Genomic DNA, 13,240 nt, shown 5'->3' with positions numbered 1-13,240 from the left:
CTCTCAAGATCATATAGTGTTTAGACTCCCTATATATATTTGCAATAGATCTTAGAATCAATATGCTCTCATCCACATTATTGGTCTCTAAAGATTGATTTGCATTAACCGCTGTATCGCCCAATTTATAACGCTGTCTCTCGGTATTTCCCCTCTCTTTCTTGCTTCCGCCGCATCATCTGCCGATACTCAGTGGGCTGCATGTCCATCACATCCCGAAATGCTCGTGTAAAACTTTTATAACTCTCATACCCTACCATTGCGGCCACCTCGACTATTTTATGATCGGTTTCGGACAGCAGTCGCCGAGCTTTATCCAGGCGCACATCGCGTAAGTATTCAGTAAATCCTTTGCCGACATTCTTCTTGAACAAGTTTGAAAAATAGGCGTAATTAAGCGACACATGGTTGGATACCATCGCAAGGTCTAGCGGTTTATGATAACTTTCGTGTATAAAGCGGATGGCTTCATTCAAGTCCTGCGAGTTGCGATAGCTGCACTTATATTCATAATAAAATTGATTCAGTCGAAGCACCTGTTGTTGTAGCGCTTGAATATATTCGCGAATCCCCGGATAATCGAAAAGATTTCGCAAACAATCTATATCCAGCGCCTCTTCCCCCATATAGGGGCGGATCACACGTTCATATTCCTCTAGCATCTGCACCATGGCGCGGCATAGCTGCTCAGTGTATTGGATGTGATAGCGCTGCAGCACATTTTTGTGGAAAAGCATGGAAATTTCTTGAATGAGTTGCCCGCTGTTTTTGGTGCCAATTAACTGGAAAAGAGCATATAGCTTCTCATGGGGAAGTTCCCACTGCCGCTCCAGCCGTTGGGTATGCTCCCGCAGAACACAGCGCTTTTCTGGAAACAAGTAACTGTGGCGGTACAGCTCTAACACTTGTGTATAGCTGCCGGGCAGCCCCATTAATCCTTGCTGTGGTTCGGTCATGGCAGTGATGGCATCTATTTGTCCTGCTTTAAGTGCGGTAGGCAAAGCTTCTGTGTCTATGACTGCATCAACTGCGAGAATCAGGTACGGGCGATGTTGTAGGCAAATACACCCCTGCCTGCCATATACCTGGTAGGCAATGGATTCCATGCCATGGGCATTACTAACCCCTGGTTGGTTAATCCTTAGTTCCTCCCGCAGCAGGCATAGGCGGTAGCCTTGCCATAGCTCTGGATTTTGCTGCTGGGTTTGGCGTATCCACGCCTCATCGTTCACCGCGCCCTGCATAAACATACACAGTTCTTTGCGGTCTGTCTCCTGAGCGCGACGGGATATATGCTCCATATTAAGCGAGAGTACCTGCCTTGTCCTTATCTCCTGCCATACATGCTCTACCGCGGATTGCAGATCCTCCCGCTTCACAGGCTTGAGCAGGTAGCCCTTTGCTCCAAGCCCAATGGCTTTTTGGGCATAGGAGAAATCGCTATATCCGCTGATAATCAGGTAATCCACCTTGATGCGTTCTTCTTTGGTTTGTGCCATTAGCGTAAGTCCATCCATATCCGGCATCATGATATCGGTAATCACCAGCTGAATGCTGTGTTGACGCAATATTTGTAACGCCTCGATCCCACCGGTGGCACAGTAAATGTTGTCAAGCTGAAGAGGAAATTGACGTAGCATGGCCTGAAGTCCATCGCGTATGTGCTTTTGATCGTCAACAACCAGAATATTTATCATGTCCTACCATCCTCCAAGATTCACATTTTCCCAAGGCAACCGTAAGGTTACACAGGTATAGGATCCCTGCACACTGTCAATCCAAAGACCGCAGCCTTTACCATAATGAAGTTGCAGGCGTTTATGTACGTTTTCCAGGCCTAGTCCGTTCTTGCTGGCTACGATCGGTGTATCCGAATCGCCTCGCAGTACAGCCTGCAAACTGGTCAGCAATTCCGGGTCGACACCCGCGCCGTTATCAAATATCTCGATCAGCAGCAAGCTGTCATCCTCCACCCTTACGGTAATTTGTATGCGTACACTGCCGCCCGAAGGCGCCGCGTGATGAACGGAATTTTCAACGATGGGCTGCAAGCACATTTTAGGAATGGTATAGCTAAGTACCTCTGGGGGGAGATCCGCCTTCAATACAATGCTGCCACCTTCCATAAAGTTGATGAATTGAATATAGCTTTGTATGTTGGCAAGCTCCTCACTGAGGGCAACAGTATCGCTACGCCACTGCATGCTATAGCGAAGCTGCGAACCTAGCGATACCAATGCACCGGCGATAGCGGGCTGATGTTGAACCTCCGCTTGCATACGAATAGATTCCAGCGCGTTATACAAAAAGTGTGAATTGATCTGCGAATGCAGCGAGTGCAGCTGTGCGTTTTTGGCAATCAACTGCTTATCCACCACCTGCGTCATCAATCGTTTGATTTCGTCCAGCATTTTATTGTAGTTGATGGCCACTTCGTCGATTTCGTCACCGGTTTCGTTTTCATCAAGGCCGGTAACAATCTTTGCATCCAGTTGGCCTTTCCTTACCTGACGCATAGATGATAACACGCTGTCTAACCGGCGAAAAATGCGCTGGGTGGTGTGTGATACCAGCAGCATGATCAGCAGTAGCACGAACAATGTAATCGCTACCACAATTGCATACCAGCTTCGCGGACCCTGCATCAGCGCTTGATGAGAAGCAATATCCACCACATAAGCGTTAAGTGGAGCGATATAGCGGTACAGCGCGTAGTAAGTTTGATCTCCTACATGCACCTTAATAGGGCTATTCTGATTCAGCACATCAAGCTGCCTATGTATATTGCCAAGGATCTCGTCCAGTTCCTCTCCTGCATTTTTAGAAAACACATGCTGTGGATTATATACAGATCGGGAGGGATTCGTTCCGTCCATCACAACAGAAAAGAAGTCTCCCCCGCTCTCCTGAAGCAAGTCACTGAAAAACATGCTGTGTTGTGATCGAACTTCCATAATAGTAGGGAGTTTCTGTTGCTGCCCCTGAAGGCGTACCAGACGATAGTAGGATAGCGTATGCTCACCGTCTTTAAAAGCAAATAAACGGAATGCAGCACCGCCTTCATCTCGAAGGGTTGACCAGTAATCCTGAGGCCAAAACTTGTCATAATGGTAAATCTCGGGCCAGATTTCATAAAGGTTTGGGTTATCGACATAAAAGCTGAGCTCACTAATCATCTCATGGCTTTGGATGATATTATGCATCTGCTCAAACTGATTTTGCCTAAATTTAACGAGACGTAGGCCATCCCCACGCATATTAGTATGAATAAAATCTACAAATGACTTTTGAGTCAGCGCGGTAGATGAAGCGTTTTCAAGTATATCCATTCTGCTGCGTAGCTGTTCGTTCAACCGTGAGACATGACTGCTGCCGGTGGCCATAGCGTCTTTATATAGTTGGGTTTCCTGCATGCGGATAAATAAAAAGGATACCAAAATGGCAGGTATGACAATCATTATGCTAAAAGCTAGAAACAACTTTTGAGATATGCGGGCATTGCGGTAGTGCTTCCTTATTTTTCCTAGCAGATATTTCATTTAAATGCCCTCCCCACCTCTGTAATATATCATATTTAGAAAACCGGCTGATAGGTAGCTAGGCGTTATTGTTAACTTGTAAGAAAAGTAGATAATACCGGCCACCCTGTCGGTAGCCGGTATCAATCATGATATGGGCATTATTCCGCCATTTTAGCTTTTCGAACATCCAGTTCGGTTTGGCGGTATTCCATCACCTTGTCAAAGCCGTAATTTTCCCGGCGATCAAGGAAACTCTCAAATATTTTATCAAAAGTCGCTTCATCCTTCGCGGTAATCAGCTCCGGCATCACTTCCTCCCAATTTTGAGAAATACGTGACCAGGCTACCGCCACTTCAGAATCACCTAGTGGATCTAAGCCTTTGTAAAGGCCGCTGTCAATATCGGCCTGTAGATTAGAGAATTCCTCCATTTGCTTAATGACAGGAGCTTTCTCTGGTCTCCACTGATTGATGATTACAGGGTTTCTCATCATCCAGTAGGTATCCATGATACCGTATTCCTTTTCCATCTTCTCAATATCGGTTTCTGACAGTTTTATCATTTCAGCATTCAACTGCGGCTTGCCATCCACCATGTCCCACGTTTCGCCTTCTTTGCCAAGGAATAGATCCCTTTGGCCTTCTTCACTGGCCAGATAGGTCAAAAAGCGCATTGCTCGTTCAGGGTTTTTGGTAGATTTGCTAATCATCGTAACCATCCAGCCGTCCATGTTGCCGGGGAACAGTTTGGCGCTATCACCTTTGCTGTTCTGCGGTCCATCCACTGCGATGTAGTAAGAATCTGGGTTACCACTCGCGGCTAGTAAAGGGTTGACAGCAGTCATGCCAGTCCACTCGCGAATCTGCATAAAATAACGGGCGTTATTCGTTTTTTCCTCTACTTGACTATCAGAATCCACTAGAAAATCTACATTAATCAGCCCACGCTCATAAGCAGTGCGGAAGGTTTTCAGCCAGGTGATGTAATCCGGATCGGTAAAGCGATCGTATACTTTGCCGTCCTTTTCATATGGAACAGCCAGTAGATTATGCAGGTACTCGGTCATCCCGTAAGGAACATTCCCCTGTGCAAAGAAGGGGCTGATAGGCTGGCCCTTATATTCGGAATACTTATCCTTTAATAATTGTAGTGCACCCAGAAAGCCCTCTGGGGTGCTTAAGTCCGGTTTGCCCATATCCTCATACAGATCTTTTCTTACTAAAAAGGTTTGGTTGGCGGCTGTCATGCCAGTTTCATGCATCAGGTTGGGGCTGTAAGAATCATTCGGAACGCCATAAGTATTGCCATTTTCTTGACGATACCATTTCAGTGTACCGTCACCCGCCACCTTGAAGAAATAGGGATCATACTTTTCAGCCAATTCATTCAAGGCATACACATGGTCGCCTTCCCACAACTTTTTGACAGCGGTTTCCCACGAGCCCATCGAAATCAAATCCGGCAACTCTCCTGAGGTCATCATCAGGGTAATATGCTCATTTGCTTCGCCCGAGGGCACTTCAAGTTTGATGTTGACGCCTGTTTTTTCCGTTACATACTTGGAGGTCAAACTTTCCCCCCAGGTGTGGGCATACCAGTTTGCGCCTACGAACCATGTTAAGTCCACAGGACTGGTATCCAGCTTCCATGCAGGCTCATCTGGGTTCAGTGTTAATTCACTCGTCGGTTGCTGCGTACTATCCGCAGGCTCTGAGGTAGGTTTAGTTTCACTTACAGAACTAGAACTGTTACACGCGACCAACCCTAGCGTCAGGATTCCTGCTAGAACTATGGCCATGCCTTGCTTGATGAAGTTACGTTTCATTGCATGATCATCCTTTCTTTGCTACTGCTGTATTTTTGTATATACGTCTCATACGTTTCTCTAAACGATAGCTAAGAGAATCGTATAACACTTACCCTTTAATAGCACCAATCATCACGCCTTTGACCAGATAGCGCTGAATAAAGGGATAGAACACCAGAATAGGTAACGTGGCCACCATCATGGATGCAAACTTGATAGAGTTACCAGGTAGTCTTGCGCCGAATTGTGCCATAGCTTGCTGTTGCATGAAAGACATGGAGTTCTCCGCAATGATTTTGTATAGAATTGTTTGCATCGGCAACAGGTCTTGCGAGCGGATGTAAATTACGCCCTGGTAATAATCATTCCAATTATAGACGGCTGAGAATAGCGCTATGGTGGCAATTACGGCCATGCTATTGGGTAATACAATCCTGAACAAGACGCCATAATCCGAAGCGCCATCTACCTTCGCAGATTCCTCCAGGCTGTCGGGGATGGTACGAAAGAAACTCATGAATATAACCATATTGAAAAAGCTGTACATGGCAGGAATGATGAATACCCAAAAATTATTGTATAGGCCCAGCTTTGTCATTAGGATAAAAGTGGGAATCAACCCGCCTGAAAATAACATCGTAATCAAGGCGATTTTGAGATACACCTTGCGGCCAACCAGATTGGACTTGCTCAATCCGTATGCCACAATGGCGGTAAACAACACATGCACCACTGTCGCAATCACCGTACGTAGCGTGGTTATGTAAAAACCGTGCATCAGACTTTTATCATTTAACACAACACTGTAACTAGCTAGCGATAATTCCTTTGGAAACCAATTGACCGTTCCCAGCATGGCCTGCTGTGGCGAATTGAGCGAGTTTACGAGTACAAACCACATCGGGTACAGCGTTATAAAGCAAACCGCCAACATCAGCAGGGTATTACACACTTCAAATAATCCGATGCGTTGAAATCTTCTGCGTCTATCCATGGTTCTGCCCTCCCCCTTTTAATAAATGCTATCGCCCGTAAGCTTTTTGGATGTGTAATTAGCCAGAAACAACAACCCTAGTGCCACAATGGAGCGAGCAAACAGAACGGCAGTTGAGAAGGAGTGGCGCCCAGATACCAAGCCCATGTTATAGATATACAAATCTAAACTTTCCGCCATCTTCAGGTTCATGTTGTTCTTCAACATAAAGATTTGCTCAAAGTTACTGCCGAGTATCCCGCTGACCGCGAGGATAAACAAAATGGCGATGGTTGGACGAATGCTCTGAATGGTAATATGCCACATACGCTTCCAGCGATTTGCTCCATCAAGCTCCGCAGCTTCGTATAACCCCGGATCAATACCGGCCATTGCAGCTATGTAAATGATGGCACCCCAACCGGTTTCTTTTAGCGTATCGGAGAAATAGGTAATCCACCAAAAGTATGAAGGTTCGCTATTAAACAGAATTTCTCGCTCCTGGAGTCCAAGTGCCATCATCAATTGGTTGATCATACCACCCTCGCCCAGCCAATTGAGCATGATGCCGCCAAATATCGTCCAGGCAATAAAGTGCGGTAGGTACGAAATGGTTTGTACCGTACGCTTAAATCGAATGCTTCTTATTTCATTAAGCATCAAGGCAAATAAGATAGGGATTGGAAAACCTAGCACCAGCTTGATACTGCTCATCCCCAAGGTATTGCGGATCGAGCGCCAAAACCGGTCATCTGTCAAAAAGGCCTGAAAATGTTTCAGTCCCACAAAGGGTGATTCCAGCATGGGCCTCGCGATGCTGAAGTCCATAAATGCAATGATCAACCAAAGCATGGGGAGATAACAGAAAATAATCATCCAGATAATGCCTGGGATTACCATGCTTTGCAATTGCCATTGTCTAAAAAATGTCTTTATTTGTCCTGTCCTATTTTGGAACATTTTCTATACCTCCTTCCTTTTCATCGTATGAAAATAGGTATAGAAAAAAAAGGCCATGATTTTTGACCCTATCCCAATTTTTTAGATTTGGTTGACCGGGCGCTAGAATTAAGTATGCTGTGATTAAATGAAAGGAGTGTGCAAAGAATGAACAAGCTTTTATGGGAGCAGAATTTTTTAAATAGCCAAACCGATTTGAGCGAATGGAACATTCGTCTTGGCAACGACTTGCTTGATAACAATGGTAAGCCTATATGCCCGGGTTGGGGCAACGGAGAACAGCAGTTTTATACGGATCATGCTAATAACCTGTATATCGATGAATTTGGCTTAAACCTATGCGCGCGTCGCGAGACTATCGAACAGGACGGGCGGGTTTTTGCCTATACCTCGGCTCGTTTGGACACAAAGGACCACCTTTCCTTTTGCTACGGTAAGCTAATCGTACGTGCAAAGTGTCCGGTAGGACAGGGCGTATGGCCTGCCATCTGGTTACTCCCGCAGGAACAGGCTTACGGTCCTTGGCCCGCTTCCGGCGAAATCGATATCATGGAAGCTAAAGGGCGTCTACCTCAGCATATCTCTGGAACGCTGCATTACGGGAAGGATTGGGACCATAAAATCACCGATGAGTTCTCCTATCAACTTGAAAACGGAACAATTAACGAATTCCATGATTACGCATTGGAATGGGATGCCAACTCCATAAGGTGGCTGGTAGATGGACATTGCTTCGCCGAGCGTAGTCTTCAACCGGGCATAACACCCTTTGACGAGCCCTTTTATCTGGTGCTCAACCTTGCCGTGGGCGGATGGTATGACAATGTCGCAGTGGATGAAGCTGCATTGCCGGCGATAATGACGGTCTCAGGGATATGGCTGTATCAATCGTAAATGGAATAACTCGGGGATTTTTAGTACTCATATCGTGTACTTAATCCTATTAATAATAGCACAAACTAAAAGGCCGCCTTTATGGGCAGCCTTTTTCTAATGAAACTCTATTGACGAACTGAGAGAATGATTTTTCAAGTGATCCCGTTTAGTTTCGAATTATTCCCTTAAATGTCCTTCTGGATCGACTCCAAATGCTCAACTAGTCTATCCCATGTTTCTGTGATGCCCTGCAGCATGCCCATATCCATCACCTGTTTTAACCCTTCAGGTGTAGCATATTCACCACGGTTAATTATCTTTGTTCCCGTATCCGTCTCAACGAAGGTCAGCGTCACGAGCGTTTGCGGCATATCCTCCGCCACGTTACCCTCCGCATCAGAGAAATAATCCACATACACAATCTTCTCCGGCACGACGATTTCATGGTAAACTGCCTTACCCCATGATTCCATACCATAGAATTCTCCCAAGTTCTTGTCCTCGCACTTCATGCAATAATGCCAAACCCCGCCTTCACGAAAATCAACATGGCATACCGGAATCGTCCAGCCTCTCGGCCCCCACCATTGCTTTAGATGTTCTGCTTGCGTGAATGCTTGGAAAACAAGTTCACGAGGGGCATTGAATTCACGCTCTAAAATAAGCACATTGCCCTCAACCTTGGAAACCATTTGATTTGTCACTTTAACTTCCTCCTCGATTTCATTTCTTGGTCCAATTAGACCTGATGCAGCGTTCAGCTACGTTTTTCCTTGTCCTGGACCTTCTGCAAATAGTCATCCAGTCGGTCGAACCGATTCTCCCAGATAACGCGATAGCGCTCAAGCCAATCGTTCAACTCTAGAAAAGGGTCCGGTCGCAACCTATAGATCCGTCGATTCGCGTCTACTTTGGCCTCCACGATCCCTGCCTCACTTAGAACACGTAAATGCTTGGATACTTGCGGCTGGCGTAGTTGCAGCCGTTCTGCGATTTCTCCAACGGTGAGCGGACATTCCAGCAAAAGCTCAACTATTTGCATACGGTTAGGCTCTGCCAAAGCACTCATGACGTTAGTATTCATTGTTATCATCCGTTTCTTGATGAAATAATACACGTACTTCGTTCAGTGTTTGTAGGTTGTATTCTTGCTAAACTAAATATACCACAAAGGGAATATTCCCGCAAAGGAATATTGAGGACGATTTTTATATCAACAGTGTTACTGTACCTGCTACAATTACAATCAAACCTAAGAAAGATTTTTTTGTTAATTTTTCTTTTAGGAACAAATATGAAAACATAATCGTAACTAAAATGCTCAGTTTATCAATGGGGACTACGATACTCGCCTCTCCATCTTGGAGTGCTTTATAATAACACAACCACGAAAGTCCCGTCGTGATTCCAGAGAGACAAATAAATAACCAGCTCTTCTTATCTATTTGTTTGACTTCGTCCTGTTTCTTCGTTGCAAATACAACAATCCATGCCATAAAAAGAACCACTATCGTTCGAATCGCTGTTCCAAGATTGGACTCTACGCCTTCAATTCCAATCTTGCCAAGAATAGAAGTTAAGCTTGCAAATACAGCTGATAGGATCGCATAGAACATCCATCCCTTTGCCTTAACAGCTTTTTTCGCAACTTCTTTTTTTGTGATCATTAAATAGGTACCAACTCCGATAGCTACCATTCCCAAAACCTTGATTACGGTTAATGTTTCACCTAGAATGATAAATGCCAAAATCATAGTCAGCACCGTACTCGATTTATCAATGGGGGTTACTTTATTAACATCTCCCAATTGAAGAGCTTTGAAATAGCAAAGCCAGGAACCTCCTGTTGCCATTCCCGATAACACAAGGAAAATAAGTGTCTTGGTGCTCACCGCTGTAATATTGTCAAAAGAACCTACTACAAATACCATTAACCATGAAAAAATCAATATAACAATGGTTCGAATAGCCGTTGCTACATTTGAATCCGTATTTTTAATCCCTATTTTCGCTAAGATCGCTGTGATCCCAGCAAAGAGTGCAGAACTAAATGCAAATAATACCCACATTTCATTTTACTCCTATTCTACTAATAAGACCGAAAGTAACCTAAGCCTACTGAATCAAAACTCATTCTTGAGTGTATTCCTCATCATTTTGGATTCCTAATACACCTAAACTCAATTCAACTCCTGGATTATTGCACGATAGATGAGAACTTTTTTATGGTCCTTTTTCAATCACGCCGACTTCCTATAACGTTGTTGTATTCGCGACGTCCATCCTATATCTTATTCATTGCCTAGTAATGTAAAAACTTCTCCATATGTCATATTCTCAGAAATTTTATATTGTTCATTAATTTGGGTTAACGATGTTAGATGATTACAGATCTTCGATTTACTTGGAAAAGCTTTTAAAATAGTTAATTACTTCTTTCGGCTTTCTGAAAACAACAATATTCTTACTTTTCTTGTACTTATCTAATACATTAATTATTTGCATTCGTTGATTTTTCCTAAAATTCCATACGGACTTAATAAATTCATAGTCAATACTTTCCGGACAATCCTTCCCCATATATTCTCTGGATTTACCATGATTCAAAATTCTCCTTTTTATTACCCGATAAAGACATAGATATCGTGAAAAATCAAAAAAGTAAACAGTATCCACGAAAGATATTCTGTAATCTATTGTCCTTGAATAGTTCCCATCCATGATATATGTTTCTTGAAGTAATAAATCCCTAAGTATTTGATCAAACTCCTGATTACTACAACTGATCCATCCCGGTTTCCAGTAAAATGAATCCAAATGAATTACAGGTATGTTTGATTCTTTGCTAAGTCTTGAAGAAAAAGTTGACTTGCCAGATCCGGGGCAACCAATGACTAACACTTTTTTCATTCTTCCTCCAGAATAGCTTTTAATAAAATATTGCTCCGATTTCATCTATCGTTGTTGTATCTACGAACCCGTGAGGCTTAAAGGAGCGTAAGCGACTGGGTCCAACGGGACTTAGCCTCGCAGGGTTATGAGCTAATTCGCCTTCTTGAATCGCCTCTTGCAGACCGAAGCTCAGTCAGTAGTCTCAGCGTAGATACGGCGTTAACTTGTCATATGCCCCACATTACTACTTTCAAATAATGTTTAATAAACTACTTTGGATTCACAGGGGTTGGGACCGCAGGATTATTATCTCCACCCATTCTTCTTCTCGATGTCTCCATGTTTCCAACTGCTTGAATATGCGTTCCGGCTTTAGCCAAGCCAAATTTGGGCATGTTTCCATAAATACATTCATACTGTCCAGGATGAATCATATATGTCTCATGATAAATACCTACTGTCCCATCTGTACCAACAGATTTATTAAATTTCTTCCATGCATCAAGATGAATCCCTCCCCGTGCATACTTCTCTAGTTGCTCGTAACTTCTCCAATATTGTAATAATGTAATTCCTCTCCAATTCAAAAAAAACTCTGTACTAATAAATCCAATCTCAGGATTCTGGTATAGCTCTTTGACCATTGGCCCCATTGCTTTTGCCACAGGAATCCATTTGTGAAAAGCAAAAAAACGATTTATTCTCATTCCAATAATAAATACAACAAATGGACCTTCTATTTCGGCTGCATATCTACCTGGAATTACTTTCGCCACATAAGTCACTCCTTTTATTTTTGGCAAAATAGGGTTAATTATAATTGCATACCTAATACTGCTTTAGAAAAATACCATGGGTTTTTATCTTCATATAAACTTCTTCGATATACTTACAAATCGCTTCTGATTAATGAATAATGTTTCTGATTTTTGTAATTCCCTTTCATTTTGAGTTGTTCTCTTAGTATTCCCTCAAATTTCATGCCGACTTTTTGCATTACCCTTTCAGATCCAATATTATCTTCATTACATCTAGCTTCAATTCGGTTCACTCCAAGTTCATTGAAGCCATATTTTATTAGTTCCTGGATTGCTTCAGATATAAATCCTTTACTCCAATAGTGTTTTGATAAAACGTAGCCAATTTCTGTCCTATCGTTTTCTTCATCAAAGCTAATGAATGCTACTCTACCTATTAACTTCTGTGAATCCTTCTCTATTATTCCCCAGTGAAAAGCTTGCCTACTTTGATATTTCTGTTCAAGATACATTAAGTACGCCATCGAATCATCCACAGTATTGAATAAATCCCATCTTGTATGTTTAATTGTTTCTGGGTCTGATAAAACATTATAATAGTCTTCGGCATCTGAAACTTCTAGTTTGCGTAAGACTAATCTGTTGGTTTCAAAATTTGGGATGTTTTCAAATAATGATGTTATGTTCAAGTAATCTCCACCTTATTAATATTTTCTTACTGTTCTTTCAGATAACATTAATGTATCTACGAACCCGAGAGGCTTAAGGGAGCGCAGTCGACCGGGTCCGATGGACTTAACCTCGCAAGGTTGTGAGCTGAATTCACTTCTCTGAGTTACCCAGGACTTCATACGTAGCATTTAAAAATCTATTAAATCCCTTTATGTTTGTCCAATTTATTTCATTAAGTATTTTAGCGATTTTGATTAAATCCGTTTTTTCAATTTCTGAAAATCTACCATCTGAAACCTCCCTCTTTCTAGGAGCACTATCAATAAACTTATATAAAGACCATAATTCGCTTTTATCTTTATCAGATAACCAACCTGTATCTTCTCCAATTAAAATAAAATGACCTAATGTATTCAGTGTATTATCTATTCCATTAGATATGATTATTTCACCATTCAATTTATTGTCTATATTATTTAATATTATTTTCGGCAAAGAATCTAAATTAGAGCTTAAAATAGGTAGAAAAGTTGATTCATTCACTGTGTTTATCTTTGTTCGATAATCCAAGGTTAAATAAATTAATATAATATTGAATACCAATGAACAAATTAGTATTAATCGAAGAGGTTTATTCTTCACATGTTTACTCCTCTTTCAGAATTTGATCGATTGCATATAACGTTGTTGTATTCACGAACCCCAGAGAGGCTTAGGCGACAAACGGTAACCGGGTCGAAGATTTAGTCTCGCAGGATTTGTCCGGCTGAATATGCTTCC

14 protein-coding genes are annotated in these 13,240 nt (G+C 42.6%); 1 reads left to right on the top strand and 13 read right to left on the bottom strand.

All coding sequences use genetic code 11. The annotated features are described in order from the left end of the window. Positions 1-125 precede the first annotated feature (125 nt). The 6 genes from IEW05_RS08670 to IEW05_RS25925 all read right to left on the bottom strand — a co-directional run bounded on the left by IEW05_RS08670 (position 126) and on the right by IEW05_RS25925 (position 7,562). Positions 126-1,697, bottom strand: a complete 1,572-nt coding sequence (locus IEW05_RS08670) for a response regulator (RefSeq protein WP_188537761.1) — start codon at positions 1,695-1,697, stop codon at positions 126-128. Between the two features lie 3 nt (positions 1,698-1,700). Continuing rightward, on the bottom strand, positions 1,701-3,539 hold the full coding sequence (locus IEW05_RS08665) for a sensor histidine kinase (RefSeq protein WP_188537759.1): 1,839 nt from the start codon (positions 3,537-3,539) through the stop codon (positions 1,701-1,703). Between the two features lie 140 nt (positions 3,540-3,679). Next, positions 3,680-5,347, bottom strand: a complete 1,668-nt coding sequence (locus tag IEW05_RS08660) for an extracellular solute-binding protein (RefSeq protein WP_188537758.1) — start codon at positions 5,345-5,347, stop codon at positions 3,680-3,682. Between the two features lie 91 nt (positions 5,348-5,438). Beyond that, positions 5,439-6,323 (bottom strand): carbohydrate ABC transporter permease, encoded by an 885-nt coding sequence (locus IEW05_RS08655; RefSeq protein WP_188537756.1) that lies wholly within the window; start codon positions 6,321-6,323, stop codon positions 5,439-5,441. An 18-nt stretch (positions 6,324-6,341) separates the two neighbouring features. Further along, a complete protein-coding gene (locus IEW05_RS08650) occupies positions 6,342-7,262 on the bottom strand; it encodes an ABC transporter permease (RefSeq protein ID WP_188537754.1) in 921 nt (306 codons plus the stop codon). A gap of 177 nt (positions 7,263-7,439) precedes the next feature. Further along, a complete protein-coding gene (locus IEW05_RS25925) occupies positions 7,440-7,562 on the bottom strand; it encodes a hypothetical protein (protein ID WP_268238751.1) in 123 nt (40 codons plus the stop codon). Between IEW05_RS25925 and IEW05_RS08645 the strand changes: the two genes are divergently transcribed. After that, positions 7,515-8,156 (top strand): glycoside hydrolase family 16 protein, encoded by a 642-nt coding sequence (locus IEW05_RS08645; protein WP_229753425.1) that lies wholly within the window; start codon positions 7,515-7,517, stop codon positions 8,154-8,156. The genes IEW05_RS25925 and IEW05_RS08645 overlap by 48 nt on opposite strands. Positions 8,157-8,323: 167 nt before the next feature. Here IEW05_RS08645 and IEW05_RS08640 read toward each other — a convergent pair whose 3' ends face one another. From IEW05_RS08640 to IEW05_RS08610, 7 genes are all read right to left on the bottom strand, one after another. Continuing rightward, a complete protein-coding gene (locus IEW05_RS08640) occupies positions 8,324-8,830 on the bottom strand; it encodes an SRPBCC domain-containing protein (protein ID WP_188540785.1) in 507 nt (168 codons plus the stop codon). Between the two features lie 65 nt (positions 8,831-8,895). After that, entirely contained in the window at positions 8,896-9,222 is a 327-nt protein-coding gene (locus IEW05_RS08635) for an ArsR/SmtB family transcription factor (RefSeq protein WP_188537750.1), read from the bottom strand. Positions 9,223-9,346: 124 nt separating this feature from the next. After that, positions 9,347-10,207, bottom strand: coding sequence for an EamA family transporter (locus tag IEW05_RS08630; RefSeq protein WP_188537748.1), 861 nt, complete (start codon positions 10,205-10,207; stop codon positions 9,347-9,349). 331 nt (positions 10,208-10,538) lie between these two features. Further along, positions 10,539-11,048, bottom strand: a complete 510-nt coding sequence (locus IEW05_RS08625; RefSeq protein WP_188537746.1) for an AAA family ATPase — start codon at positions 11,046-11,048, stop codon at positions 10,539-10,541. A gap of 251 nt (positions 11,049-11,299) precedes the next feature. Beyond that, complete coding sequence (locus IEW05_RS08620; protein WP_188537744.1) at positions 11,300-11,806, bottom strand: DUF4188 domain-containing protein; 507 nt, start codon at positions 11,804-11,806, stop codon at positions 11,300-11,302. Between the two features lie 113 nt (positions 11,807-11,919). Further along, complete coding sequence (locus tag IEW05_RS08615) at positions 11,920-12,477, bottom strand: GNAT family N-acetyltransferase (RefSeq protein WP_188537741.1); 558 nt, start codon at positions 12,475-12,477, stop codon at positions 11,920-11,922. A 133-nt stretch (positions 12,478-12,610) separates the two neighbouring features. Beyond that, a complete protein-coding gene (locus tag IEW05_RS08610) occupies positions 12,611-13,102 on the bottom strand; it encodes a hypothetical protein (RefSeq protein WP_188537739.1) in 492 nt (163 codons plus the stop codon). Positions 13,103-13,240 lie beyond the last annotated feature (138 nt).

Origin of the sequence: Paenibacillus segetis, from assembly GCF_014639155.1 — a bacterium.
Lineage (GTDB): Bacteria > Bacillota > Bacilli > Paenibacillales > Paenibacillaceae > Fontibacillus > Fontibacillus segetis.
Note: the sequence above shows the minus strand (reverse complement) of the source record. Positions and strands in the feature narration are given on the sequence as shown.

Bases quoted from the DNA above. Each gene is read 5' to 3' on its own strand.
- IEW05_RS08625 (WP_188537746.1), bottom strand. From the start codon at position 11,048: ATGAAAAAAGTGTTAGTCATTGGTTGCCCCGGATCTGGCAAGTCAACT.
- IEW05_RS08630 (WP_188537748.1), bottom strand. From the start codon at position 10,207: ATGTGGGTATTATTTGCATTTAGTTCTGCACTCTTTGCTGGGATCACA.
- IEW05_RS08640 (WP_188540785.1), bottom strand. From the start codon at position 8,830: ATGGTTTCCAAGGTTGAGGGCAATGTGCTTATTTTAGAGCGTGAATTC.
- IEW05_RS08655 (WP_188537756.1), bottom strand. From the start codon at position 6,323: ATGGATAGACGCAGAAGATTTCAACGCATCGGATTATTTGAAGTGTGT.
- IEW05_RS08665 (WP_188537759.1), bottom strand. From the start codon at position 3,539: ATGAAATATCTGCTAGGAAAAATAAGGAAGCACTACCGCAATGCCCGC.
- IEW05_RS08660 (WP_188537758.1), bottom strand. From the start codon at position 5,347: ATGAAACGTAACTTCATCAAGCAAGGCATGGCCATAGTTCTAGCAGGA.
- IEW05_RS25925 (WP_268238751.1), bottom strand. From the start codon at position 7,562: ATGATCCGTATAAAACTGCTGTTCTCCGTTGCCCCAACCCGGGCATAT.
- IEW05_RS08670 (WP_188537761.1), bottom strand. From the start codon at position 1,697: ATGATAAATATTCTGGTTGTTGACGATCAAAAGCACATACGCGATGGA.
- IEW05_RS08650 (WP_188537754.1), bottom strand. From the start codon at position 7,262: ATGTTCCAAAATAGGACAGGACAAATAAAGACATTTTTTAGACAATGG.
- IEW05_RS08635 (WP_188537750.1), bottom strand. From the start codon at position 9,222: ATGAATACTAACGTCATGAGTGCTTTGGCAGAGCCTAACCGTATGCAA.